Here is a 25,466-nt window from a genome sequence, read left to right as displayed (position 1 = left end):
GCGTCGGCTGAGATACCGAGGATTCCACCCGTGACCGTAGCGGCCACACCGGCACCCTCGCCCGCCACCGCGGGCGAGCAATCCGGCGTACGCCTGGCGCGGTCGCGCCGCAACGCCGAGCTGTCCCTGCTGCTGCTCGCGATGGTGCTGGTGGCGGCGTACGGGGCGACCGTCGAGGCGAACCTGCTGGACACGGTCACCTCGGACTTCTGGATGCCGGCCGCCGCGCTCGGCGCGGTCTTCCTCGGCCTGCACCTGGTCATCCGGTTCCTCGCCCCGTTCGCCGACCCGGCCCTGCTGCCGGCGGTGGCCCTGCTCAACGGGCTCGGGGTGGGCTTCCTGCGCCGGATCGACCTGGGCGACGCTCCGGTGGCCGAGCGGGAGAGCCTGGCCGTCTTCGCCGGGCAGGGCGGGCGCCAGCTGGCCTGGACGCTCGGTGCGGTGATCCTCGCCGCCGGACTGCTCGCCATCATGCGTGACCACCGGTCGATCTCGCGGTACGCGTACACCCTGGGGTTGGCCGGTATCGTGCTGGTGATGATCCCGGCGGTGCTGCCGTCGAGCATCTCCGAGATCAACGGCGCGAAGCTGTGGATCCGGGTGGGCAGCTTCTCCATCCAGCCGGGTGAGTTCGCCAAGCTGGCGCTGCTGGTCTTCTTCGCCTACTACCTGGTGCGCAAGCGTGAGGTGCTGTCGCTGGCCAGCCGGCGCTTCCTCGGCATCGACTTCCCCCGTGGCCGTGACCTCGGCCCGGTGGTCGGCGTCTGGCTGATCAGCGTCCTGGTGCTGGTCTTCGAGAAGGACCTGGGCACCTCGCTGCTCTACTTCGGCATGTTCGTGGTGACGCTCTACATCGCCACCGAACGGGTCAGCTGGCTGCTGATCGGCCTGGTTCTCTTCTTCGGCGGCGCGTACCTCGCCTACGTCCTCGGCTCGACGGTGGGCGGGCCGTTCGCCAACTTCTACCTGCGGGCGGAGATCTGGCTGGACCCGTTCGCCGACCCGACGAACAAGGGCTACCAGCTCGTGCAGGGCCTGCTCGCCCTCGGCACGGGCGGGCTCTTCGGTGCCGGGCCGGGCGGCGGTCAGCCGGAGATCCTGCCCGAGGTGCAGAACGACTTCATCTTCGCCGGCATCGGTGAGGAGATCGGCCTCTTCGGCCTCTCCGCGCTGCTGGTGGTCTACCTGCTGATCGTGGAGCGTGGGCTGCGTGCCGCGCTCGCCGTCCGGGACTCGTTCGGCAAGCTGCTCGCCGGTGGTCTGGCGTTCACCCTCGGCCTCCAGGTCTTCGTGATCGTCGGCGGGATCAGCAAGCTCATCCCGCTGACCGGTCAGACCACCCCGTTCCTGTCCGCCGGTGGGTCGTCGCTGATGGCCAACTGGCTGCTCATCGCGGTGCTGCTGCGGGTCTCCGACGGCGCCCGCCGTCCGGTGACCGGAGGAGGCGGCGGCAAGGCCGTCCGTCCCAGCGGCAGCCCGCCGGAGCAGCTGCACGGTGCTCCCACGGAGGTGATCAAGCCGTGAACGCACCCCTGCGCCGCGTCGGCGTCGTCGTCATGGTCCTGTTCGGTCTGCTCTTCGCCAACCTCAACTGGATCCAGGCCTACAAGGCGGATGAATACCGCACCAGCGACTACAACGGCCGGGTCCAGGTCGCCGAGTACGACCGCAAGCGCGGCAACATCGAGGCCGGCGGCACGGCCCTGGCCACCAGCAAGGAGACCACCGGCAACCTGAAGTTCCTGCGCACCTATCCGGGCGGCGCCAAGTACGCCCACGTGCTCGGCTACAAGCCGGTCAACCTGGCCGACCAGGGCATCGAGCGGTCGGAGAACGACTTCCTGGCCGGCACCAGCGACCAGCTGATCGGTGACCGGTTGAAGGACATGTTCACCGGGGATGACACCGGCGGCGGCAACGTGCTGCTCTCGCTCTCCAAGAAGGCCCAGGACGTGGCGTACGACCAGCTGGGTGACAACCGGGTGGGCGCGAAGCGCGGCGCGGCGATCGCCATCGACCCGCGTACCGGGGCGGTGCAGGCGCTGGTCTCCATGCCGAGCTTCGACCCGAACCCGCTGGCCAGCCACGACAGCAACGAGGCGGCCGCGGCGTTCAACAAGCTGGAGAAGGACCCGGCGGAGCCGTTGAAGAATCGCGCGCTCGCCGAGACGCTGCCGCCGGGCTCCACTTTCAAGATCGTGGTCGCCGCGGCGGCTCTGGAGAACGGCGTCACGCCGACGACGCAGATCCCGGCCGGTTCCAGCTACACCGCGCCCACGTCGGGCACCCCCATCCGCAACGCCGCTCCGTCGATCTGCCCGCAACGGCAGGTGAGCCTGCTGGACGCTGTCACCTACTCGTGCAACACCGGGTTCGCCCAGCTCGGCGTGCGGCTCGGCGCTGACACTGTCAAGGAGAAGGCCCGGCAGTTCGGCTTCGAGCAGGAGGACCTGACCGTCGGCCACCTGGGTGAGGGTGGCCTGCCCACGGCGGCCAGCCGGACCGGGGACATCCAGAACCCGGACGGCAGCACCGACCAGGCCGCACTGGCCCAGTCCTCGATCGGCCAGAACAACGTCCGGATGACCCCGCTCGAAGGCGCCATGATCGCTGCGTCGATCGCGAACAACGGCAGTCAGATGCGGCCGTACCTGGTCCGGCAGTGGCTGGCACCGGACCGGACCACCAGCTACTACACCGCCAAGCCGCGGGAGCTGCGCCAGCCGGTCAGTTCCCAGGTCGCCACCGACCTGCGCGAGATGATGGTCAGCGTGGTCCGGAACGGCACCGGCAAGAGCGCCGCGATCGGCGGCTACACGGTCGGCGGCAAGACCGGCACCGCCCAGTCCGCCCCGGATCGTCCCGACCACGGCTGGTTCATCGGCTTCGCGATGGACAAAGACGGCAACCCGGTCTCCGCGGTCTGCGTGATGTTGGAGCAGGCCGGTCCAGGCGGCAGCGGCGAGGCCGCCCGGATCGCCGGTCAGATCATGCGGGCCGCCATCACCGACCCGGGGGGTCGCTGACATGCTCAGCCCTGGCGTGCAGCTCGGCAACCGCTACCGCCTCGACGAGCGGATCGCCAGCGGCGGCATGGGCGACGTCTGGCGCGGCACCGACCAGGTGCTCGGCCGGACGGTCGCGGTGAAGAGCCTGCTGCCCGCGCTGCTCGACGACCCGGACTTCGGTGAGCGGTTCCGCGGCGAGGCCCGCACCATGGCCACCATCAACCATCCCGGCGTGGTGGACGTCTACGACTTCGGCAACGACCAGCAGATCGCCTTCCTGGTCATGGAGTACGTCGAGGGTGACGCCCTGTCGTCCACGTTGAGCCGGGTCGGTCGGCTCACCCCGGCCCGGACGATGGCCCTCGTCGCGCAGGCCGCCGACGCGCTGCACGCCGCGCACGAGAAGGGCATCGTGCACCGCGACGTGAAGCCGGGCAACCTGCTGGTCCGACCGAACGGCACGCTGGTGCTGACCGACTTCGGCATCGCCCGCTCCGACATGGTCGGCCAGCTCACCGCCGCCGGTTCGGTGCTCGGCACCGCCTCGTACATCTCGCCGGAGCAGGCCACCGGCGGCGTGGCGACCCCCGCGTCCGACGTGTACGCCCTCGGCGTGGTCGCCTACCAGTGCCTGGCCGGTCGGCGGCCGTTCGAGGGCGACAATCCCCTCGACATCGCGATGCGGCACGTCCGGGAGACGCCCCGGCCGCTGCCGTCCGACATCCCTCCGCAGGTGCGCGCCCTGGTGGAACGGGCGTTGGCCAAGGACCCGGCCGCCCGCTGGCCGAGCGCCGCCGCTCTCGCCGGGGTCGCCCGTCAGCTCAAGGCCGCGCTGTCCCAGCAGGCCCGGGCGGCCGGCAACTCCGGGCCGGTCTCGGCCGCGCCCGCCTCGCCCGCCGCGCCCGGCCGGGCCCAGGTGCCGCAGGCGCACCAGATGCGTCCGCCGGCTGCCCGCCCACCGGTGGGCGGGCCCAGGCCGACAGCGATCGCGCCCGCCCAACAGCCACGCCCCACCGCCGTCGCGCCGGCCGTTCAGCCAGCCCGGCCGCAGGGCGCACCGAACGGCTATCCGCGCGGTGCCGCTGCCGTGCCCGCCGGGCCACCCCGGCAGGAACACCCGCCGGCGTACGTCCGACAGGCCGGCCCAGCAGTGCCGTCACCCCAGCCGCAGCGGTCCCGCCCCGGAATGGTGCTCCTCGCCATCCTGCTCGCCGTGCTGGTCCTGCTCTGCTCGGGCGTGATTTCCTACAACCTACGGAAGCAGTCGCAGGCCGGTGCATCGGCCGGGCTGGCGCCGCACACCGTGGCGTCCGGCGCGCTACGACTCGACGGAGGCGACGATCCGACCCGGACGTCGTACCGTCGGGAGGTACGACTCCAGCCGGGCGACGGCGGGACGACGACGAGCGAAGGACGACAGACGCGATGACAGCGCAGGCCCGCCTGCTCGGTGGCAGGTACCAGGTCGGCGAGCTGCTCGGCTATGGCGGTATGGCCGAGGTGCACCGCGGTCGCGACCTTCGGCTCGGTCGGGACGTCGCGATCAAGATGCTCCGCACCGACCTCGCCCGGGACGCGACGTTCCAGATGCGGTTCCGTCGGGAGGCGCAGAACGCCGCCTCACTCAACCACCCGGCGATCGTGGCGGTCTACGACACCGGTGAAGAGACCGCGCCGACCGGCGAGACGCTGCCGTTCATCGTCATGGAATTCGTCAACGGGCGGACCTTGAAGGAGGTCCTCGGAGCCGAGGGCCGGTTGCAGCCGCGCCGGGCGCTGGAGATCTGCGCCGACATGTGCGCGGCGCTGGAGTTCAGCCACCGGCACGGCATCATCCACCGGGACATCAAGCCCGGCAACGTGATGCTCACCCAGACCGGCCAGGTCAAGGTGATGGACTTCGGCATCGCCCGTGCCCTGGCCAGCGGCGCGACCACCATGACGCAGACCAGCGCGGTGATCGGCACGGCCCAGTACCTGTCTCCCGAGCAGGCCCGCGGTGAGGCCGTCGACGCGCGTTCCGACGTGTACGCGGCCGGCTGCGTGCTGTTCGAGCTGGTCTGCGGCCATCCCCCGTTCGTCGGGGACAGCCCGGTCAGCGTCGCGTACCAGCACGTACGGGAGACGCCGCCGACGCCCAGCGACATCAACCCGGACGTCACGCCGGCCGTCGACGCGATCGTGCTCAAGGCGTTGTCGAAGAACCCGCTCAACCGCTACCAGAGCGCCGGCGAGATGCGGGCCGACCTGCTCCGCGCCGCCGCCGGCCGGCCCGTGCTGGCCACCCCGGTGCTGCGTGAGGCGGAGACGGTGGCGATGGCCCCGGCCGGCGGTGGGGGCGGCTACCCGGCTTCCGGACGTGGGCCGCAGACCGGGCAGATCCCCGCCCGGGTGGGCGACCCGCGTCAGCGCAAGGCGTCCTCCTGGTTGATCGCGATGTTCAGCGCGGTCGGCGTGCTGGCGGTGATCGCCCTGGTCGCCGCCCTGCTCTGGAACATGCAGCAGGACAAGGACCTGAAGGCGGTGCCCACCCTCACCGGCAAGAGCCAGGCAGTCGCGATCGACGAGATTCGCAACGCCGGGTTCACGCCGAAGGTGGGTGACCCGGTGCTGGCCAGCGACTGCACCAAGGGCAACGTCGTCAAGCAGGATCCGGCACCGGCGAGCCGGCTGGAGCAGAACGGCACTGTCACCATCGAGGTCTGCGGCGGCGTTCCCGAGGTCCGCGTTCCGGCCGGGCTCAAGGGCAGCAAGCGGGAGAGCGCTATCGCCCGGCTCACCGAGGCGAAGCTCAAGTACGAGGTCAAGACGGTGGACGCCGAGGCGAGCGAGGACGAGGTTCTCGACGTCGACCCACCCTCGGGCGAGAGCGTCCCCGAGGGCACGAAGATCAAGCTCACGGTCTCGAAGGGCAACGTCCGCGGGGTGCCGGACGTCGTCGGGTTGAGCCAGGAGGAGGCCACCCGCGTCCTCCGCAACGCCGACTTCACTGTCGTCGTGCAGAACGGGCCGGAGGTGCCCGCCGCCGAAGCGGGGAAGGTCACCGACCAGAGCCCGAACGGCAAGGAGAAGAAGCCCGCCGGCACGAAGGTGACCATCAAGGTCAGTCAGCCGGAGCCGGAGACCGACCCGACACCGACGATCACGCCGACGGCCACTCCGACGACCACGCCGACCACTCCCGGCAACGGGGGCGGCATCGGTCTGCCGTTACCACCCCCGCCGAGCCGGCCGCAGGACTGAGCCACCCGTGGGCATCGCATGACCGAGGCTGGATCGTCCCCGGCCGAGCCGGTGCGGCGGTGGCCCCGACGCCTCCGTTGGCTGGCACTCTCGGGCCTCGTCGTGCTGGTGCTCGCCAGTTCCCCGTGGCTGTGGACGACGCTCGCCGCCCGCGGCCACCTGTACGCTGCCGCCGACGCGCCGACCGCCGACGTGGTGATCGTGCTCGGCACCGAGGTGGCCGCCGACCGACAGCGGCCCGGGGACCGTCTCGCCGGTCGCCTGGACACCGCCGCCGAGCTGGTGACCAGCGGGCGGGCCACTGTCGTTCTCGTGTCGGGTGACGGCGGTGGCGCGTCAGGTGACGAGCCGGCGGTGATGACGACGTACCTCTCCGAGCGCGGTGTGGACAGGCGTCGGGTGGTGGCCGACCCGTTCGGCCTGGACACCTACGACACCTGCGCGAGAGCGCGCGAGGTGTACGGCGTCGAGCGGGCCCTGATCGTCACCCAGTCGTACCACCTGTCCCGGGCGGTGACGCTGTGCCGCCATCTCGGCCTCGACGTCGACGGGGTGACCGCGCGCTGCGACGGTTGCGGCATTGCACTCCTCGCCGAGAAGTCGGTCCGGGACTACTTCGCCAGTGGCAAGGCGGCGTGGGACGCCGTTCGGAACCGTCCGCCCGCCGTTCGCTCGCCGGCGGATCCGGCGGTCCAGAACGCGTTGCGGAACTGACCCGGCCGGCCCGGGTGCTCACGCCACCTGGCCGAGATGAGGGCCGGGACGGTTCGGCCTCAGGTGGTGGCGAACGCGGCGCGGCGGCGGGTGTCGACCTCGGCGGCCAGCGCCGGTGCGCGCTCCAGCGCCTCCGCGTGACCGCAACCGGCCAGCCAGTTGGCCAGCATGAGGTGGCCGCCCTCGGTGAGCACCGACTCCGGGTGGAACTGGACGCCCTCGATGGGCAGCGTCCGGTGCCGCATCGCCATCACCACTCCGGAGCCGGTCCAGCCGGTGACCTCAAGCTCGTCGGGGAGCGTTTCGGGCAGAACGGCGAGGGAGTGGTACCGGGTGGCGGTGAACGGGTCGGGCAGACCGGCGAGTACGCCGACCGAGTGGTGTCGCACCTCGGAGGTCTTGCCGTGCAGCAGCTCGGGGGCCCGGGTGACGGTCGCCCCGAACGCCTCGCCGATCGCCTGGTGACCGAGGCAGACACCGAAGATCGGCAGCTCGCCCGCGTACGTCCGGATGACGTCCAGGCAGATGCCGGCCCGGTCGGGGCTGCCCGGCCCGGGTGAGAGCAGGACGCCGGCGGCGCCCACCCTGCCCACCTCGGCGACGTCGATCTCGTCGTTGCGGCGGACCTCGCAGTCCACGCCGAGCTGGCCCAGATACTGCACCAGGTTGAAGACGAACGAGTCGTAGTTGTCGATCACGAGGACGCGCATGGTCACCTGCTCGGGGAGGACGGCGCTGGGTTGTTCTGGTCGGTGTCGTACGGCAGCTCGTGATCTTCCCCGGCCGGGGTCTCCCCGGTCACCGGGTTGCCGCCGCCACCGGTCTCGGCGGGAACGCCGGACTCGACCTGCACGTCGTCGAAGGGCAGCAGGGGCTCGGCCCACGGGAAGGCGACATACCAGAGCAGCGCGACAGTGGCGGCCACCAGCAGCACCGAGCCGGTCAGCTTTCCGACCAGGCCGAAGGGGAGCTTGCGCCAGATGAACGCGTACATCGGGTCAGCCTCCCAGCTCCGCCGGGCGGCCCGCCGACTTGGGTTGGGTACGGTCCAGCTCGGCGTGGATGATCAGGCGCTGGTAGTTGTCGAACTTCGGGTTGCACGTGGTGAGGGTGAGCATCCGCTTGGTCGCCTTCTTGTTCGGCTCGCCGGGGACCGGTGCCACCACCTCCACCTGCGTCGGCTTGACGATCCGCGACTGCGACACCCGGTAGACGTACCAGTCGGTCTTGCTCTCGACCACTATCGCGTCGCCCTCGCTGAGCTCGTCCAGCCGCCAGAAAGTGGCCCGGTTGCGGTGGCCGGCGACAGAGAAGTTGCCCACCTGGCCGGGGAGCGCGCTGGCCGGGTAGTGGCCCGGGGCGTAGCGGATGTCGGCCTGGGTGACGCCCTCGACTACCACCCAGTTCTTGTCGAGCTTGGGGATGTAGAGGCCCGCGAGCGGCTTGCCGCGTACCGGAGGTGACGGTTTCACGCTCGGGCCGGCCGCCGACGGGGCGACAGTCGGGTCGTCGGTCGGGCCCCACGCCTGGACCAACTCGTTGTTGAGGTCGTTCTGGTGGGCGTCGACGATGGCCGACTTGCCCCACACCTCGTACCCGGCGAAGAGCAGCACCACCAGGCCGAAGGTGATCAGGACTTCGCCGGTGACGCGGATCCCGGTGCGCAGCCGGGAGCCGAACGACGGCCGGGTGAGCTCGGAATAGACGCTCTTGTAGCCCTCGCCGGTCTGGTGCGGCCGGAGTTGGACCACCCGCTCGCCCCGACGTGGCTGGGGAGGGTCGGCGGGGTTGCCCCCGGTCGGCTCGGCGGGGACCGCGGTGCGGGGAACGGCACCCATCAGCGCGGTCGAGTCCATGGTCGGCGGCCTGGTGGCGGGTGTGGCGGGCACGGCCGGAATCAGCGCGGTGGCGGCCGGATCCGCGCCCCGGTCACCGCCAGCGCCCGGCGGAACCCGACCAGGCCCGGTCGACGGCGCGACGCCTTCCGGCCCGGCCGCTGCCGCGCGACCGGGGGCGGCCGGTGACACGGGCATGGCCGGTGCGGCCGGGCCAGCCGGGGTGGTCGGAGGGCCGGTGGGTCGTGCGGGCCGGGCGGTGACCTGCGGAATCGGCGCGGTCGGTGAGTCGGCCAGCGGCGGCGTCGAGGGGCCGGAGGAGGCCGGCCGGCTGGGCGGGCCGGAGGTCGTCGGGCGGGTCGGCTTCGGCATCGCGCTGGGCGCGGCCGGGCGGGTCGGTGCGTTGCCGGGGGCAGCGGGCCGAACCGGGCCCTGGTTGCCGGTGGTCGGCCGGCCGGGGGTGGTCGCGGGGGGAGCCCCGGCGTTGCCGTGCGGGCCCAGCCTGGGAGCCGCGGTGCCCGGCCAGGGCGGTGGGGCTTCGACACCCGGTCGGCTCGGGGTCTCGCTCGGCTCAGGTCGGTCGGCGCTCGGTCGCGTCGGTTGGTCGGCTCGTGGAGGGTGCAGCACCGGCTCGGGCCAGTTGCCGGCCGGGGCCGGCCGGTCGGCTGCCGACCTGGGCCGGTCGACCGGGGGCAGGAAGGCGGTCGGCTCGTCGGTGTGGTCCCGGTGTCGCCCGTCGCGCCGCTCGTCCGGCCCGCTCATCTGGGCACCGTCGCCGAGCGCAGGGCGGTGGAGTCCTCGAATGCGGGAACTCGCACCGTGGAGGCCGTCTCCTTGTAGCCGAGCTGGTAGTCGTCGACCGCGTCCTTGAACAACCGGACTCCCTGAGAGCTGGCGAGGGCCTGCTGGAGGGCAGCGGGATCGCCGATTGCTACGATCTTGAACGGTGGGGAGTACACCCGGCCATGAAGTAGCAGGGTGTTACCGACGCAGCGTACCGCGCTGGTGGTGAGCACGCGGACGTTCATGATTGACATGGCCTCGGCTCCGCCGGCCCACAGCGCGTTGACCACCGCCTGTACGTCTCCCTGATGCACCACCAGGTCGTCGTTGCTGGCGTCCGACTGGGTCTGGTCGATCTGCGGCGCGTCGTTCAGCTCGACGGTGACCCCGGGGCCCGTCAGGGCGGTGAATCCGGCGTCCTGGAGGCTGCCCTGGGCGCGGTTCTGCTGCTCCTTGATCGGGACGTCGGAGCCGGCCAGTGTGTTGGTCCGCTGCTCGACCTCGCCGCGCAGCTCGGCGGCGCGGCGTTCGCTGGCCGCCACCTGTTCGCGGCGGTCCTCGATGAGCTGGTTGAGCTGGGGCCGCCGGTCCTCCCGGAGCGCGGTGCCGCCTGCGGTGGTGGCGGTGGTGGTGAAGAGCAACCCGGCCGCCGCCGCGATCAGGGGCACCCCGATCGACCAGCCCGGACGGCGCTGACGCGGTCGCCGGGGCAGCAGCCCGGCAGCGGCCCGTCGGAGGACCTTCTGCCAGGAGGTTGCGCCGGATGTGTACTCCACCGAGCGTTCCTTCCGCGTGTCGGGGATCGGTCCGTGCCGGCCGGGCCGGCGATGCGAACAGTCCCGCCTCTTTCGGTCACTCCGTGCACCGGCCTGACCCCATTCGTGGTCCAGGCGGCCAATCGGGACTACGCTAGCTCTCGAACATTATTGGCCATGGACCGTCGCCCCCGCGCCCGGTTGTCAGGCCGGACGAGGTCGTCACCCCTCTGGAGAGCGCCGTGCCCAAGTCTCAGGTCCGTAAGAAGAAGGTGTACACCCCGCCGACGGACGTCCGTCCGACGACGACGGCGTCGTCGCGCAAGCCTAGCCCGGTGTGGTTGCCGGTCACCGCGGTCGCCTTGATCGTCGTCGGGATCGGCTGGCTGGTGCTCTACTACCTGTCCGAGCAGGAGTACCCGGTCATGGCGTGGGGTTACTGGAACCTCGCCGTCGGCTTCGGCGCGATGGTCGCCTCGCTGGCGTTGCTCTCCCGCTGGCGTTGATCTGACCGGCCGTCGCGTCGGCGGTCCCACGTCACCCGTCGAGCCCCTGCCCGGCAGGATCGGGCGGGGCCCCCTATGGTGTGCGCAGGCAGCGTGGCCTACTGCGAGATGACTCACGTTACCGCTGGGTAACCTTCGCGTAGGCTGCAGTGCATGACCGAGCAGAGCGAGGTCATCAGGCAGCAGACCGGGGAGGCCAACTCGATGGGCAGCGTCCAGATCGTCACCACGATCCTCGCGGCCGCCATCACCGCCGTGGCGGTGTGGCTTGCGGTACGCGCGGTCATGAAGATGACGGCCGTCATCCGGCTCGGGCAACCCGCTCCGGAGCGGTTCTCCGACAAGGGCGCCCGTACCAGGACCATGCTGGTGGAGACCGCCGGCCACACCCGAATGCTCAAGTGGGGCGTGGTCGGTGCGGCGCACTGGTTCGTGATGGTCGGCTTCATCGTGCTGTCGCTGCTGGTGCTCGAGGCGTACTTCGAGGTGGTCACCCCGACCGGCGGGCTGCCGATCATCGGGCACTGGACCGTTTTCGGCCTGGCCACCGAGATCATCACCGTGCTGGGCCTGATCGGCATTGTGGTGCTGATGGTGATCCGGTTGCGCAACCGGCCGACCCGGCCGGGCGGGCGGTCCCGGTTCACCGGTTCGACGATGTGGCAGGGCTACTTCGTCGAGTGGATCGTGCTGCTGGTCCTGATCTTCGGTCTGCTGATCCGCGGCTTCAAGGTCGCCACCGACCACTTCGAGTACCCGCTCTGGGCCACCCCGGTCAGCCACGCGGTCGGCGCGGTGCTGCCCGACTGGTCGGACGGGGCGAGCGTCGCCGCGCTCATCAAGATCGCCATCTCGATGACCTGGCTGATCGTCATCTCGCTGAACGTCACCATGGGTGTGGCCTGGCACCGCTTCCTGGCGTTCCCCAACATCTTCTTCAAGCGGGAGCCGGCCAAGCCGGCCGGCTCCGGTCTCGGGGCGCTGCGCCCGATGACGAGCCAGGGGAAGCCGCTCGACTTCGAGGAGGCGGACCCGGAGAAGGACCAGTTCGGCGTCGCCCACGTCGAGCAGTTCAGCTGGAAGGGCCTGCTCGACTTCAGCACCTGCACCGAGTGCGGTCGCTGCCAGTCGCAGTGCCCGGCCTGGAACACCGGCAAGCCCCTGTCGCCGAAGCTGCTGGTGCTGAGCCTGCGCGACCACGCGTACGCCAAGGCGCCCTACCTGCTGGCCGGCGGCGGCAAGGATCTGACCGGCGAGGAGAAGGCCACCCAGGCCCAGCTCGCGCACCTGGACGTGCTGGCCCTCGCCGAGGCCGACAAGCCGCTGATCGGCACCGCCGAGGAGGGCGGGGTCATCGACCCGGACGTGCTCTGGTCCTGCACCACCTGCGGCGCCTGCGTCGAGCAGTGCCCGGTGGACATCGAGCACGTCGACCACATCGTCGACATGCGCCGCTACCAGGTGCTCATCGAGTCGAGCTTCCCCTCCGAGGCCGGCGTGATGCTGCGCAACCTGGAGAACAAGGGCAACCCGTGGGGCGCGCCGCAGAACACCCGCGAGGACTGGACCAAGGGCCTGGACTTCGAGGTGCCCCGGGTCGGCGAGGTGGACGACTTCGAGTACCTGTTCTGGGTCGGCTGCGCCGGCGCGTTCGAGGACCGGGCCAAGAAGACCACGCGCGCGGTGGCCACGCTGCTCAACGAGGCGGGCGTTAAGTTCGCGATCCTGGGCGAGGGCGAGACCTGCTCCGGTGACCCGGCGCGACGGATCGGCAACGAGTTCGTCTTCCAGATGCTCGCCCAGCAGAACGTGGAAACGCTGAACGAGGCGTTCGAGGGCCGGGACAGGACCAGGCGCAAGATCGTCGCGACCTGCCCGCACTGCTTCAACACCCTGGGCAACGAGTACGGGCAGCTCGGCGGCGAGTTCGAGGTGGTCCACCACACCCAGCTGCTGGCCCACCTGGTCGCCACCGGCAAGCTCACGCCGGTGCAGCCGGTCGACGGCGGGGTCACCTACCACGACCCCTGCTACCTGGGTCGGCACAACCGGGTCTTCGCGGCCCCCCGTGAGGTCCTCGGTAACGCCATCGGAGGCGGAGCCGGAGATGGCCGGGGTGACGCAGCCATCGGGTCCGGTGCAGGCCGCGACAGCGGCCTGATCGAGATGCCGCGCAACAGCGAGCGGTCCTTCTGCTGCGGTGCCGGCGGTGCCCGGATGTGGATGGAAGAGAAGATCGGCAAGCGGATCAACGTGGACCGGGTCGAGGAGGCCATGGCCACCGGGGCGAAGACCGTCGCCGTCGGCTGCCCGTTCTGCTCGACCATGCTGAGCGATGGGGTCAACGGCAAGGGCGCCGGCGAGCAGGTCGAGGTGATCGACGTGGCGAGCGTGCTGCTCCGTTCGATCAAGCCCGAGCAGCCGCAGGGCGGCAAGGAGACCGCGCCGATCGGCGGCTGAGACGCGTACCTCCGGGTTCTGAAACATCGACGGCCTACTCTTGACGACGTTGTTGCCCCTGGTCGGTTTCGTAGCGCTGACCGCGGGCAACGCGTTCTTCGTCGCGGCCGAGTTCGCCCTGGTCACTGTCGACCGCGCGGAGATCGACAGGCGGGCCGTCGCGGGCGACGAGGCCGCCCGGACGGTACGCGCGGCACTGCGCGAACTCTCCTTCCAGCTCTCCGGAGCGCAGCTCGGCATCACCATCACCGCGCTGCTCACCGGCTACCTGGCCGAGCCGGCTCTGGCCCGCCTCTTCGCCCCGTTGCTGCGCCCGATCGTCGGCGACAACACCGCGCGGATCACACCGTTCCTCGCGTTGGCCCTGGCCACGCTGATCTCCATGCTCTTCGGCGAGTTGGTGCCGAAGAACGCGGCGCTGGCCCGGCCCATGCCGGCGGCGTTGGCCACGGCCGGCCCGATGCACGCGTTCTCCCGGACGTTCGGCTGGTTGATCCGAGGGTTGAACGGCTCGGCGAACCGCCTGGTCCGGGCGCTCGGGGTGGAGCCGCAGGAGGAGTTGGCCAGCGCCCGCTCGCCGGAGGAACTGGGCCTGCTGGCGGGCATCTCGGCGCGGGCCGGCGCGCTGCCCACCGACACCGCGATGCTGCTGCGTCGCACCATCCGCTTCGGTGACAAACGGGCCGCCGAGGCGATGACTCCCCGGGTGGACGTGGTCGCGCTGCGCGTCACGGCCACCGTGGCCGAGCTGCTGGAGGCGTCGCGGCGGACCGGGCGGACCCGGTTCCCCGTGTACGAGGAGACCCTGGACCTGGTGACCGGCGTGGCCGCCGTGCCCGACGCCCTGGGTGTGCCGCTGGCCGACCGGGCGTCGACGACTGTCGGCTCGGTGGCCCGCGAGCCGGTGTACGTGCCGGAGAGCCTCAACCTGGACGGTGTGCTGGCCGCGCTCAAGGCGGCCGGGGCCGACCTGGCCATCGTGGTCGACGAGTACGGCGGCACGGACGGTGTGGTGACCGTAGAGGACCTCGTCGAGGAGTTGGTCGGGGAGATCGCCGACGAGTTCGACCCGGCGAGCGTGGACGACGACGGGTCGGCCGAGCTGACAGTGCCGGGCGGGGAGCGCACCGTGCTGGTCGACGGGGTGCTCCGCTCCGACGAGCTGGCCGAGCAGACCGGCTTCCGGTTGCCCGAGGGGCCGTACGAGACGTTGGCCGGGTACCTGATGGCTCAGCTCGGGCACATCCCGCTCGCCGGTGAGACGGTCGAGGCGGACGGGTGGGAGTTCACGGTCGTGGAGGTGGAGCGGCACCGGATCGAGCAGGTCCGGGTGGTGCGCCCGGCGGATCCGGACGACGATGACTGAGCTGCTGGTGACAGTGCTGCTGCTGCTCGGCAACGGGTTCTTCGTGGGCAGCGAGTTCGCGCTCATCGCGTCCCGTCGGACGGTGATCGAACCGTTGGCCGCCGGGTCGAAACGGGCCCGCTGGGCGTTGTCGGCGATGAACCAGATTCCGTTGATGATCGCTGGCGCGCAGCTCGGCATCACGGTCTGCTCGTTGGGGCTGGGGGCGATCGCCGAACCGGCGCTGGCGCACCTGCTGGAGCCGCCGTTCCACGCGATCGGCCTGCCGGAACGGGCGGTGCACCCGGTGGCGTTCGTGCTGGCCCTGGGTGTGGTGGTCTTTCTGCACACGGTCGTCGGTGAAATGGTGCCGAAGAACATCACACTGGCCGGTCCGGAGGTCTCCGCCCTCTGGCTGGGGCCGGCGATGCTGGCGTTCTGCGTGGCCACCAAACCGTTGCTGCTCGCGATGAAATGGGCGGCCCGGCGGGTGCTGGCGTTGTGGCGGATCGAGGCGTCCGAGGCGGTGAAGACGGTGTTCACCGCCGAGGAACTGGCCGGGTTGGTCTCCCAGGCGCGGACCGAGGGGCTGCTCGACGCGGAGCAGCACGCGCGGATCACCGGCGCGCTGGCCCTGCACGACCGCACGGCGGCGGACGCGCTGCAACCGTGGTCGACGGTGGTGACGGTGGCCGAGGACGTCTCGCCGGCGTCGCTGGAGGTGCTGGCGACCCGGACCGGCCGGTCCCGGTTCCCGGTGGTGCAGCGGTCGACCCGTCGGGTGCTCGGCTTTGTGCACGTCAAGGACGTGCTCGGGTACGCGGGGCAGGGTCGCCGGTCGCCGGTACCGGCCGACGTCTACCGGCCGCTGGCCGTGGTGCCACCGGAACGTACGCTGGCCGACCTGCTGTTGGCCATGCGTCGGGAGCGGCGGCACATGGTGCTGGTCAGCGACGGGCGACGACCTCTCGGTGTGGTCACTCTTGACGATGTATTGACCGCAATCGTTGGGTGATAGGCCAATACCCTTGGTGTGCAAGCGGTTGCACGACAGTGATGGTTACTGCGCCCGCCTTGATTACCGCTCCGCGCTTCCCTAATGTGGGGCACCGACCGCTGTGGGTCGTCTGCCTCGGCCCTTCCCTCACGCGAGGCGCCCGGCGGTCGGTTGCAAAGGAGTCGGTGCCGGTGGCAACCATGCCCCCTCATCGTCACGACCTGTTTGCGTCTGCTCGCTCCGGTGGCCTGCGCCGCGCCGCCCATCGGGTGCTGGTCCTGGTCGCTGCTGCGGCGGTCGGCGCCGGTCTGCTGACCGCGCCGGCGCATGCCGCGCCCACGGTCGACGAGATCGAGGCGCAGATCGACAAGAAGTGGGAGCAGTTGGAGCCCACCATCGAGCAGTACAACAAGGTCCGGGCGCAGCTGAAGGTCAACCGGAAGAAGTCGGCGGACCTGCAGAAGAAGATCGAGCCGCTGGCGCTGCAGAGCGAACTGGCGCTCAACCGGGTCGGCGACCTCGCCTCCCGCTACTACATCTCGGGCCCGTCGCACGACATCGGCGCGCTGCTGGTCAGCGCCAAGCCGGACACGCTCACCGAGCAGCTCACCATCCTCGACCGACTCGCCGCGCAGGAGCGCAAGGAGGTCGAGGGTGTGCTGGCCGTGCGGGCCAAGTACGACGGCGAGAAGCAGAAGCTGGACGCGCTGATCGTCACCCAGACCAAGCAGCAGAACGATCTGTCGGCCAAGAAGAAGCAGATCGACGCCGAGATCAAGCAGCTCGAGGCGTCGATGCCGAAGACCACGGTCAAGACTGCGGCCTGCCCGACCATCAACGGAGTGGTCAGCGAGGCGGCCCGTACCGCGATCAAGACCGCCTGCGGGAAGGTCGGCAAGCCGTACGTCTGGGGTGCCACCGGCCCGAACTCGTTCGACTGTTCGGGGCTGACCCAGTACGCCTACAAGGCGGCGGGGATCTACCTCACCCACCACACCGGTGACCAGTGGAACGAGGGCAAGGCCATCGCGCGGGCCGACGCCCGTCCCGGTGACCTGGTGTTCTTCTTTTCCGGCCTGAGTCATGTCGGGCTGTATCTGGGCAACAACCAGATGGTGCACGCGCCCCGCGCCGGCAAACCGGTGCAGGTGTCCAGCATCACCACCATGCCCATCGCCGGGTTCCGCAGACCCGGCTGATCCACCTGACGCGACACGACGGCCCCCGGTCACCGACCGGGGGCCGTCGTGGTTCGTCAGCGGGGCGCGCCCACCGGGGACGGCAACAGCTGCACGTCGGCGAGGTCGACGTACATGATCCGGTGGCCGAACTGGATCTGCGCGTAGCGGTTCTTGCCGCGGATCACTGTCCAGTCACCGGGCGAGGAGCCGTCGAACGTGCTGGCCCGGTAGTACTCGCCGGCCAGCACCGCGCCGACGGCGTACCGCTGCCCGGCGGCCAGGGCGTACTGCAATGGCGAGATCGTCTGGTAGGGCACCCCCTCCGGGTACGCCGCCTGCTCCGGGTACGCCCGTCCGTACACCGGGATGGTGGCCCGTCCGGGTTTCGGGGTGGCCACGACGCCGACGGTCCAGCTGGCGGTCGGCGCGGACGGCGGGTTGTGGAACCAGGCCCGCTGCCCGAGGTACCAGATCGCCGTCCAGTCGCCCTGCCGGCCGGCCAGCGCGTACGTCTGCCCGGCGGAGGCCCGGGCCCCGTGGTCGGACACGGCCATCGTGTTCGGGGTGCCGTCCGGGCGGAGCGCGACGTCGTTGACCAGCGGCGCGTCCGCGGACGGTGCGCTCCGGAGCACCACCGCCGAGGAGCCGCGTGGTGCGCACGGCACGCCGGCGGTGACGCAACCGGTGAACGCCGGCTGGTTGGTGGCGTAGTCGGGGTCGATGCGGACCAGCCCGGTGGCCGGGGTGCCGGTGTCCAGTCGGGGTGCGTGCAGCAGGTCGAAGTAGTGCGTCCAGTCCCAGTACGGCCCCGGATCCCAGTGCATTCCCCGAACCGTGGAGGCGATGGTGCCGGGCACGTTGTCGTGGCCGATGATGTGCTGGCGGTCCAGTGGGATGCCCAGCCGCAGCGCCAGGTGCCGGACCAGTTTCGCCGAGGTCCGGTACATCGCCTCGGTGTACCAGGTCCCCTGCGCCGCGAAGCCCTCGTGTTCCAGCCCGATCGACTTCGCGTTGACGTACCAGTTGCCGGCGTGCCAACCGACGTCCTTGGTCTTCACGTGCTGGGCGATGTGCCCGTCCACGGAGCGCAGCGAGTAGTGCCAGCTGACGTAGGTCGGATCCTGGACGAGTTGCAGGGTGGTCGCCCAACTCGCCTCGGTGTCGTGGATGACGATGTATTCGATCTTCTGCCGGGCGGGTCGGTCGGAGAGGTCGTGGTTGCCGTAGTCCCCGTCGCCGAACGCCTCGTAGGGTGCCGGGATCCATTCGCAGGAGATGGTGCGAGGGCACTCCACCCCGTCCGGGCGGGCCAGCCGGCGCAGGCCCAGCCGGTCCAACCAGGAACGCTCGGGCTGTACCGCGCGGGCCGGCAGGGTGATCCGCTGGCCGTCGTCGGCCACCCGGGACTCGCCCGCGCCGATGGTGGTGAAGACCTCGTCGGCGAAGGCCGCGGCGGCGTCGGCGCTGTCCGCGCCCGAGTAGCGGGCCACCGCGCCGTACCAGGCCGCCGGGTCGGTGTCGGCGCCGACGGGGGCGTCCAGCTCCCGTTGGTACGCGCTGAGCAGCGCCGCCCCACCCCGGATGTTGAGGCCCGCGTCGGTGCGCAGTGCCTCGGGGGTGACTCCGGTCAGCGTGGCGGCGGCGTCCACGGTCTGCAACGCGGCGGTGGACGGCGCGGGGGCCTCGACCGGTCGGGGCGCGGGCACCCGGGCCGGACGCGAGTCGTCGCCGCGCGGGTCCTCGGCACCGGCGTCGTGGTGACCGCGCCCGGGTAGGGCGGCCACGTGCCGGGCGTCGGTCAGGTGCATCGGGCCGTAGCCGCCACTGGTGCTCGGTGTGCCGGCGTTGGTGTCCCAGCGGGACTCCAGGTAGGAGACGCCGAGCAGCACGACTGTCGGCACCCCGTACTCGGTGGCCGCGGCGGCGTACTGCTGCTGACGGCCGGTGGTGGGCGCGGCGGCGGCCGGGCCGACGGAGAGTGGCACCGTGGTCGCGGCGGCGACCACGGCGGCGGCGAGCAGTGCGCGCCAGCCGGTCGACAGGGTTGGATGGTGCATCGAACCCCCTAGATTCTCGCGGAGTGAGGTCAGGTCACCATCGCGCCGTCCGGGAGGTCAGGTCAATACCTTTCCATCTATCGAAGCATGGGGAAAGAATTCTTCACACACGGTCGGTGACCTCGTCCAATCGGTACGGAGTGTCACGGCCGTGCGGGTTGCGGATCGGTAACGAACGTCTCTACTCTGGTCATTCGTCGGGCCGACAGCAGCTCCGCCCAGCCCGGGCGGTAACGGACCGACACCGCCGAGTCGTTTCCGAGCGAACCGGGGACCCAGGTCCCTCGGGGTGAATCCGCAGCCACTGCGGTAGGGCGCCGACTTCCCGCCCGAACCCGTCAGCTAACCCGGTAGGCGGTCAGGAAGAAGGAGTACGGAACCCCGGTGGCACTCCATGCCCCGCGGCCGTCGTCCGAGCGGTCGGCACCAGCCGGCCCGACGTCGATCGTGCCGCGCCCACGCTGGTCCCGCTTCACCACCGCACTCGCCGCCCTGGCCGGCATCGCCGTCGTCCTGACCGGCAGTGCCACGGCGGCCCACGCCGACCCGTCGGTCGCCGAGATCGAGCGCCAGATCGACGCCGACTGGAACAAGCTCGAACCGATCATCGAACGGCACAACGCCACCCGCATCGACCTCGCCGCCAAGCGCAAGCAGGCCGACGCGCTGGCCGCCCGGATCGCCCCGCTGGAGCGCCAGGTCGACGCTGCGATGGACAAGGTCGGCGCCCTCGCCGCCCGTGCCTACAAGGGTGAGAACGTGTTGACCGTCAACGCGGTGCTGGGCAGCCGGTCGCCCAGCGAGGTGGTCGGCCAGCTCGAGATGCTCGACCGCTTCGCGCACAACCAGCAGAAGGACGTACGCGAGGTCGCCGACCTGCGCGACCAGCTGGCCGCGCAGAAGGCGCCGCTGGACGAGATGGTGGCCCAGCTGACCCGCACCGAGGCTCAGCTGGCGGCGAAGAAGAAGCAGATCAACGAAGAGATCGACCGCCTGCAGAAGCTGCGCCTCAAGGTGTACGGCAACGGTGGCGGTGGCCCACTGCGCCCGGCGCCCTGCCCGGGCAGCTACCCCGGCGGCGGCGCGGGCACCGCTGTCAAGTTCGCCTGCGCCCAGATCGGCAAGCCCTACGTCTGGGGTGCCGAGGGTCCGAACTCGTACGACTGCTCCGGGCTGATGCTGGCCGCCTGGGCGAAGGCCGGCGTGTCGCTGCCGCACAACGCCGCCGCGCAGAGCCGCGTCACGAAGAACGTCAGCAGGGGCGACCTGCGCCCCGGCGACCTGGTCTTCTACTACAGCGACATCCACCACGTCGGCATGTACGTCGGCGGCGGCTGGGTGGTGCACGCCTCACAGGCCGGTCAACCGGTCAAGATGAAGAAGGTCGACGACGGCCCGATCCACAGCTACGGCCGCCCGGGCTGACCCCGGGTGACGAGAGGGCCCGCCGCGATCCGTCGCGGCGGGCCCTCGTCGTCGTGGTTCAGCGGGTGGGCCAGGTGCGCCAGTGCTGCCAGGCGCGGCTCGGCGTCGGCCCCCGCTGGCCCTGGTAGCGCGAGCCGTAGACCACCGAGCCGTACGGGTGCTCGGCCGGCGAGGAGAGCCGGAAGATGCAGAGCTGCCCGATCTTCATACCGGGCCACAGGGTGATCGGCAGGTTCGCCACGTTCGAGAGTTCCAGCGTCACGTGACCGGAGAAGCCCGGGTCGATGAAGCCGGCGGTGGAGTGGGTGAGCAGCCCGAGCCGGCCCAGGGAGCTCTTGCCCTCCAGTCGGCCGGCGAGCTGGTCACCCAGCGAGATGACCTCCAGCGTCGAGGCGAGCACGAACTCCCCGGGGTGCAGCACGAACGGCTCGCCGTCGGGGACCTCGACCGCCGAGGTCAGGTCGTCCTGCTGCATGGCGGGATCGATGTGGGTGTAGAGGTGATTGTTGAAGACCCGGAACAGCCGGTCGAGTCGGACGTCGATGCTGGACGGTTGGACCAGGGTGGGCTCGAACGGCTCCAGGCCCAGCGTGCCGGCCTTGATCTCGGAGACCAGGTCGCGGTCGGAGAGCAGCATCGGACCACCATAGCCGCGTTGCCGAAACTGCCCGGATTCGGTGCCGGTGACCAGCGCGTCGAGGTCGCTGCTCGTACATTTGTTCGATAGAATGCCCACATGGCTTCCTGGTCCGAATTCGCCGCCGACGAGCCCCGACTCGCCGACGGGATCCGCGTTCTCCTCCAGCAGTACGGGCCGGGCTTCGGCTATCTGGCCACGGTCCGTGCCGACGGCGGGCCCCGCGTCCATCCGGTCTCCCCGGTCATCACCGCCGAGGGGCTGTTCTGCTTCATCATCGACTCGCCCAAGCGCCGTGACCTCGAACGGGACGGCCGCTACGCGCTGCACTCGTTCCCGGCCGAGGAGAGCGACGACGAGGCGTACGTGGCGGGGCGGGCCCGTCCGGTGACCGATCCGGTCCGGGTGGCGCAGCTGGCGCAGAGCGCCCGCGCCGAGCCGCAGGTCGACTGGCGGCTCTTCGAGTTCACCATCGACGTGGCGATGCTCACCCGCCGTGAGCAGCACATCGCGGGCGTCCCCGGCCTCGCGCCGGGTCGGCCGGCCGTGCGGGTCTGGCTCGACCCAAACGCCCCGTCGGCGGTGGCCACCCCACTGGCCGTCCCGCCGACGCGCCCGACCCGCCTCAGCCGTGACGTCCAGTGCACGGCCGCCTGACGGGGCCGGAAGATCGTCGGTGTCGGCTCCGTCCTCACGGAGCCGACACCGGGCTGTACGTGCGCCCGCCGCCGGCACCCCGCATGATCAACTCGGTTTCCGTGAAACCGCGCTATCCCGCCGCTTCGGACGCCCCGATTTTCAGCAAGCCGAGTGGATCAACCCGGGTCGGCGCGGGTCGTGCGGTATGCGGACACCTGCGGCCGGCGGGGGTGCCTGGGTGCACGGGCTCGACGACTCGGGTACAGTGGTGCCGCTTGCGGGTGTAGTTCAATGGCAGAACATCAGCTTCCCAAGCTGACAGTGCGGGTTCGATTCCCGTCACCCGCTCCACGTGCGAAGGCCCTGGCCAGGACGAGAGTCCCAGCCAGGGCCTTCGATGCTGTTGCGGCCAGCAGCTCTCGCGCCCGACAGTGAAGACCCCGAACCCCGGCCGTTCCCGCGTTAACCTCGCCGGCCTCCCAGAGCGTTCAAGTGGTGGGAGGTACACACCATGCAGCGACCGCGGGACCTGGTGCCACCGGAAGGCTTCGCCGAGTTCGTCGCGGGGCGCTCAGATGCACTGCTGCGTTCGGCCTGGCTGCTCACCGGTGATGCCGGGCGCGCCGAGGACCTGTTGCAGACGGTCCTGGCGGACGTCTGGCGGCGCTGGGCCACGATCAACAGTGCCGGGCATCCCGAGGCGTACCTGCGTCGGGCGTTGTTCACCACCTACGTCTCCTGGTGGCGGCGGCGTTGGCGCAGTGAGGTTCCGAGCCAGCCACCGGACGAGCCCTCACGGGGCGACATGGCAGGTGAGTCCGCCGACCGCGACGCGGTACGCCGCGCCTTGGCCCGGCTCAGCCGGCAGCAGCGGGCGATCGTGGTGCTCCGCTACGTCGAGGACCTGACGGTGCAGCGGACAGCGGAAGTGCTCGGCTGCTCGCACAACACGGTCAAGGTGCAGGCCTTCCGTGCCCTACGGATTCTGCGTACCGATCCGGATCTTGAGCTGTTCGCCACCTGGAGGTCGCGAAGTGACGCGTGAAGACGAGGACATCAGGCTCCTGTTGACCAACGCCGTTCCGCCGCTGACGCCGCCACCAGATCGGGTTGTCAAGGTGGCCAGACGGGTCCGCCGGCACCGGCAGCGCCTGATCGGAAGCACCGCGCTCGCCGTGGCCCTGGCCGTCGGGCTGGGCGTCGGAGGGGCGCAGATGCTCCACCGCGTCCCTTCACCCCATACGGCTGCCGATTCCGCCGGTCAGGGGCGGTGGACTTCATGCCTGGAGGCCGCACCGGAGATGATCGCGCGTGGCTTCCGTGTCCCGACCAGTGAAGCAGCAGCCCTGCCCCGTCTCGGCGATGACTTCATCCCCACCGCGGTCGTCGTCTGCGGGGTGGAGCGTCCTCCTGTCCGGTCCGAATGGCTTTTGACGGAGCGGCGCAGCGATGACGTCGCCGCCGTCGCCACCCTCGTCGCCGCCCTCCGCCGGCCCGACGCGCCGCAGCATCCCGGCTTCCCCTGCAGAGCGATCCTGCAGGAGGCACCCTGGCTCGCGCTCATCGACGCCGACGGCCGGTGGATGCGGCCCGGCATACCACTCGATTCCTGCCACGACAATCTGCCGGACGAGTTCCGGGCAGCGCTCGATGCTCTGCCGCTGACTACCGTGGCGACCCGTGCGGTCGCCGAGAGCGATTCGGCCAGAGCGGGTTGCAGCCAGCGCGAGGTCGACATGACATCCTTGGTGGCCGACCGTGAAGCCCGTGCCCTTCCAGAGCCGTTCCCCGCCGGGCAGCAGGTCCGCCTCTGCGTCTACTACGTGCCGAAGAGCAGGCAGGGGAATGGCGAGCCACTCGGCGAGTTCGCGCACGGAACGGTGCTGCCGGAGGACAGACGAGCGGCGATCGAGGGTGCGCTGCGGGCGTCTCGACCGGCGAACCCGTGCAGCACCCGTGCGAGCCGGTTCGCTCTGCTGATCCCACTGACCACCAGCGAGCCCCGCACCTACGTGGAACTCGACGGCTGTCGCCGAATCACCGTGCGAGTCGCTCCCGACCAACGGACTATCGGGCAGGGCGACGCCGCGCTGATCGAGCTGATCGACAAGCCATGACCTGTCGGGCGAGGCTTCCGGACAGGTCGGGCCACCGACAGCGCCTCGACGTCAGGCCGAGACCGTCTGGAGACCCGTACCAGGGGCGCCCAGCGGGAACTCGCCGACGGTGCGCCACGGGCTGACGTCCGGCGTTCCGGCGATCAGCCGGACCCTGTCGACGGCCGCGTGGATCGGCAGGTACCCGGAGACGGTCTCCGCCGCGTCGGTCAGCACGGGCTTGTCGGCGTCGTGACCGATGGTCAGGTGCGGCACCACGTCGCTGTGCGCCCCGCCGTACGGGGGTGCCTCAGGAAACCGTCGCCACACTGCCTCGGTGAGGTCGCGGAAGGGCCGATCTGGCTGCGGCGCGAGCCAGAGGACCGTGTCACCGAACCAGTCGACGTGCGTCAGCGCGACGTCGAACCGTGGTATCCCGGCGATGGTGTCCCGCAGCGTGGCCAAGGCCCGCTCGTCGATCTGCTCCGGAGGCAGGAACGGGTAGAGGACTGTCACGTGGGCTGGGACGCCCCACGAGGCGGCCCGGTCGAGTGATGCCCGAAACCGGCCCACCGCCTCCTCGGCCTCGGGTATCGGCACGATGAGCGCCGTCTGTGTCGGCTCCATACCCTGCGGCTCCCTATCGATAGTCGGCGAAGATTCGCCGTTGCACGCCATCGACGGTGACCGGGCCGCCGTGGGGCAGGATCCACTGTGGTCTGGTGTGGCCGAACGGGACGCCGACACAGACCACCGCCTCGGGGTTGTAGCGGGTCACTACGTCGACGACCGTGTCCCGCTGCTGCTCACGAAGCCGTGCCCGATCGTCGGCCGCGGGTCGACGGTTGTGGTCGGAGACCGGCGGACGGGCGACCACTACCGAGTCGACGGCGCCGAGGAGACCGCGTTCACCGAGCGATCGGACGATCCAGCCGACCTCGCGGGCGGGAAGGAGTTCTTCCGACGTCTCGATGAGCAGCACCCCGCCCTGAAGGACCTCGGGGGGAAACGGGAAGCGTCCCGCCGTCAGGATCCACTGGATGACCTCCAGGCAGCCACCCCAGGTACGGCCGGTGACCGCGCGCGACGGCCCGTACCAGCTCCACGGCTCGGTCGGTTCGCGCTTGCCGAAGGACTTCAACGCCTGCGGATCTGCCCAGTCGATGCCGATGTCCTCGGACTCACCCGGATCGGTGATCTCCAGCCGTTCCCCGGTGAGCAGGGCCGCTCGCAGCGACCGGACGTGGACGTCGTCGACGGCAGGCCCGGGGCCGAGGTGCACCTGGGACGACCCGCCGTAGAAGCTGGCGATGCCGAGGCCCCAGAGCCAGTGGTGCAGGTTGGTGTTGTCGCTGGTGCCGAGGAACGGCTTCGGGTCGGCTCGGGCCAGGTCGGCGTCCAGGTGGGGGATCACGGTGATCTGGTCGTCGCCTCCGATGACGGCGAGAATGCCGCGTACCTGGGGGTCTGCGAAGGCGGCGTTGATGTCCGCCGCCCGCGCTGCCGCGCTCGCGCCCACCTGGCGGGTGGTGGGGTATTCGACCGGTACGAGGCCGGTCAGGTCGGCGAGCCGTCGCATTGCCTGTTCGTGGATCGCCGGATAGGCGCCGGCCGCGGCGAACGACGGCGAGAGGACCGCGAGGTGGTCCCCGGGGCGGGCTTTTCGAGGACGAACGAGCTCATGCGCCATGTCGAGATCCAACAGTTCTGCCCGCCGGCCCGCACCTCATTTCGGGTCGGGCCCGCGGGCCCGACGGACCCGCCGGTCGTCGAGCCAGAGTGCCA

At 70.7% G+C, this 25,466-nt stretch carries 22 protein-coding genes, 1 tRNA gene and 1 riboswitch; of the genes, 15 read left to right on the top strand and 8 right to left on the bottom strand.

All coding sequences use genetic code 11. The annotated features are described in order from the left end of the window. Positions 1-30 precede the first annotated feature (30 nt). The 5 genes from QCZ28_RS28685 to QCZ28_RS28665 are packed head-to-tail and all read left to right on the top strand — an operon-like array spanning position 31 to position 6,965. Positions 31-1,524, top strand: coding sequence for an FtsW/RodA/SpoVE family cell cycle protein (locus tag QCZ28_RS28685; protein ID WP_279519533.1), 1,494 nt, complete (start codon positions 31-33; stop codon positions 1,522-1,524). Then, positions 1,521-3,026 (top strand): penicillin-binding protein 2, encoded by a 1,506-nt coding sequence (locus tag QCZ28_RS28680; protein ID WP_279519532.1) that lies wholly within the window; start codon positions 1,521-1,523, stop codon positions 3,024-3,026. The genes QCZ28_RS28685 and QCZ28_RS28680 overlap by 4 nt, the downstream gene beginning before the upstream one ends. Before the next feature lies 1 nt (position 3,027). Then, entirely contained in the window at positions 3,028-4,437 is a 1,410-nt protein-coding gene (locus QCZ28_RS28675; RefSeq protein ID WP_279519531.1) for a serine/threonine-protein kinase, read from the top strand. Continuing rightward, on the top strand, positions 4,434-6,251 hold the full coding sequence (gene pknB / locus QCZ28_RS28670; protein ID WP_279519530.1) for a Stk1 family PASTA domain-containing Ser/Thr kinase: 1,818 nt from the start codon (positions 4,434-4,436) through the stop codon (positions 6,249-6,251). Before QCZ28_RS28675 ends, pknB begins: the two co-directional genes overlap by 4 nt. An 18-nt stretch (positions 6,252-6,269) precedes the next feature. After that, positions 6,270-6,965, top strand: a complete 696-nt coding sequence (locus tag QCZ28_RS28665) for an ElyC/SanA/YdcF family protein (protein ID WP_279519529.1) — start codon at positions 6,270-6,272, stop codon at positions 6,963-6,965. 59 nt (positions 6,966-7,024) lie between these two features. Here QCZ28_RS28665 and QCZ28_RS28660 read toward each other — a convergent pair whose 3' ends face one another. From QCZ28_RS28660 to QCZ28_RS28645, 4 genes are read right to left on the bottom strand one after another with little or no spacing between them, the layout of a single operon-like run. Then, positions 7,025-7,675: an aminodeoxychorismate/anthranilate synthase component II gene (locus tag QCZ28_RS28660; RefSeq protein ID WP_210857867.1), complete on the bottom strand. Its 651-nt coding sequence runs from the start codon at positions 7,673-7,675 to the stop codon at positions 7,025-7,027. 2 nt (positions 7,676-7,677) lie between these two features. Then, positions 7,678-7,959, bottom strand: coding sequence for a hypothetical protein (locus QCZ28_RS28655; RefSeq protein ID WP_279519528.1), 282 nt, complete (start codon positions 7,957-7,959; stop codon positions 7,678-7,680). Between the two features lie 4 nt (positions 7,960-7,963). Continuing rightward, positions 7,964-9,562: a class E sortase gene (locus QCZ28_RS28650; protein ID WP_279519527.1), complete on the bottom strand. Its 1,599-nt coding sequence runs from the start codon at positions 9,560-9,562 to the stop codon at positions 7,964-7,966. Beyond that, positions 9,559-10,359 (bottom strand): DUF881 domain-containing protein, encoded by an 801-nt coding sequence (locus tag QCZ28_RS28645; RefSeq protein WP_279519526.1) that lies wholly within the window; start codon positions 10,357-10,359, stop codon positions 9,559-9,561. The genes QCZ28_RS28650 and QCZ28_RS28645 overlap by 4 nt, the downstream gene beginning before the upstream one ends. Positions 10,360-10,580: 221 nt before the next feature. Here QCZ28_RS28645 and QCZ28_RS28640 point away from each other — a divergent pair, with 221 nt between their 5' ends. The 5 genes from QCZ28_RS28640 to QCZ28_RS28620 all read left to right on the top strand — a co-directional run bounded on the left by QCZ28_RS28640 (position 10,581) and on the right by QCZ28_RS28620 (position 16,845). After that, positions 10,581-10,844: a cell division protein CrgA gene (locus tag QCZ28_RS28640; RefSeq protein WP_030331997.1), complete on the top strand. Its 264-nt coding sequence runs from the start codon at positions 10,581-10,583 to the stop codon at positions 10,842-10,844. Between the two features lie 204 nt (positions 10,845-11,048). Next, complete coding sequence (locus QCZ28_RS28635; protein ID WP_279519549.1) at positions 11,049-13,304, top strand: (Fe-S)-binding protein; 2,256 nt, start codon at positions 11,049-11,051, stop codon at positions 13,302-13,304. A gap of 40 nt (positions 13,305-13,344) precedes the next feature. Then, positions 13,345-14,670: a hemolysin family protein gene (locus QCZ28_RS28630; protein WP_279519525.1), complete on the top strand. Its 1,326-nt coding sequence runs from the start codon at positions 13,345-13,347 to the stop codon at positions 14,668-14,670. After that, the gene (locus QCZ28_RS28625) at positions 14,663-15,664 is read left to right on the top strand and encodes a hemolysin family protein (RefSeq protein ID WP_279519524.1); all 1,002 of its coding nucleotides are present in this window, start codon (positions 14,663-14,665) and stop codon (positions 15,662-15,664) included. The genes QCZ28_RS28630 and QCZ28_RS28625 overlap by 8 nt, the downstream gene beginning before the upstream one ends. 167 nt (positions 15,665-15,831) lie before the next feature. Continuing rightward, on the top strand, positions 15,832-16,845 hold the full coding sequence (locus QCZ28_RS28620) for a C40 family peptidase (RefSeq protein WP_279519523.1): 1,014 nt from the start codon (positions 15,832-15,834) through the stop codon (positions 16,843-16,845). 56 nt (positions 16,846-16,901) lie between these two features. Here the strand turns inward: QCZ28_RS28620 and QCZ28_RS28615 are convergent, their stop codons facing one another. Beyond that, positions 16,902-18,884 (bottom strand): peptidoglycan recognition family protein, encoded by a 1,983-nt coding sequence (locus QCZ28_RS28615; protein ID WP_279519522.1) that lies wholly within the window; start codon positions 18,882-18,884, stop codon positions 16,902-16,904. Between the two features lie 235 nt (positions 18,885-19,119). Continuing rightward, a riboswitch (cyclic di-AMP (ydaO/yuaA leader) is annotated at positions 19,120-19,255 on the top strand. Positions 19,256-19,268: 13 nt separating this feature from the next. Here QCZ28_RS28615 and QCZ28_RS28610 point away from each other — a divergent pair. Continuing rightward, positions 19,269-20,309, top strand: a complete 1,041-nt coding sequence (locus QCZ28_RS28610) for an NlpC/P60 family protein (RefSeq protein WP_279519521.1) — start codon at positions 19,269-19,271, stop codon at positions 20,307-20,309. Positions 20,310-20,367: 58 nt separating this feature from the next. On the opposite strand, the gene dcd is transcribed toward QCZ28_RS28610, so the two are convergent. Beyond that, positions 20,368-20,946 carry a dCTP deaminase gene (dcd, locus tag QCZ28_RS28605; RefSeq protein WP_030332009.1) on the bottom strand — a complete coding sequence of 193 codons (579 nt, stop codon included), beginning with the start codon at positions 20,944-20,946 and terminating at the stop codon, positions 20,368-20,370. 99 nt (positions 20,947-21,045) lie between these two features. On the opposite strand from dcd, the gene QCZ28_RS28600 reads away from it, so the two are divergent. The 4 genes from QCZ28_RS28600 (at position 21,046) to QCZ28_RS28585 (ending at position 23,702) form a co-directional block, all read left to right on the top strand. Then, positions 21,046-21,603 carry a pyridoxamine 5'-phosphate oxidase family protein gene (locus QCZ28_RS28600; protein ID WP_030332010.1) on the top strand — a complete coding sequence of 186 codons (558 nt, stop codon included), beginning with the start codon at positions 21,046-21,048 and terminating at the stop codon, positions 21,601-21,603. Between the two features lie 259 nt (positions 21,604-21,862). Further along, a tRNA-Gly gene (locus QCZ28_RS28595) sits at positions 21,863-21,936 on the top strand. Between the two features lie 160 nt (positions 21,937-22,096). After that, positions 22,097-22,630: a SigE family RNA polymerase sigma factor gene (locus QCZ28_RS28590; RefSeq protein WP_279519520.1), complete on the top strand. Its 534-nt coding sequence runs from the start codon at positions 22,097-22,099 to the stop codon at positions 22,628-22,630. After that, the gene (locus QCZ28_RS28585) at positions 22,620-23,702 is read left to right on the top strand and encodes a hypothetical protein (protein WP_279519519.1); all 1,083 of its coding nucleotides are present in this window, start codon (positions 22,620-22,622) and stop codon (positions 23,700-23,702) included. Before QCZ28_RS28590 ends, QCZ28_RS28585 begins: the two co-directional genes overlap by 11 nt. 51 nt (positions 23,703-23,753) lie before the next feature. On the opposite strand, the gene QCZ28_RS28580 is transcribed toward QCZ28_RS28585, so the two are convergent. Together QCZ28_RS28580 and QCZ28_RS28575 are read right to left on the bottom strand one after the other, a co-directional pair. Further along, entirely contained in the window at positions 23,754-24,308 is a 555-nt protein-coding gene (locus QCZ28_RS28580; RefSeq protein WP_279519518.1) for a 2'-5' RNA ligase family protein, read from the bottom strand. Positions 24,309-24,321: 13 nt separating this feature from the next. Then, entirely contained in the window at positions 24,322-25,260 is a 939-nt protein-coding gene (locus QCZ28_RS28575; protein ID WP_279519548.1) for an LD-carboxypeptidase, read from the bottom strand. Between the last annotated feature and the right edge of the window lie 206 nt (positions 25,261-25,466).

The organism is Micromonospora sp. DH14, from assembly GCF_029809455.1.
In the GTDB taxonomy this organism is placed as follows: Bacteria; Actinomycetota; Actinomycetes; order Mycobacteriales; family Micromonosporaceae; genus Micromonospora; species Micromonospora parva.
This window is presented reverse-complemented; position numbering and strand designations above follow the sequence as displayed.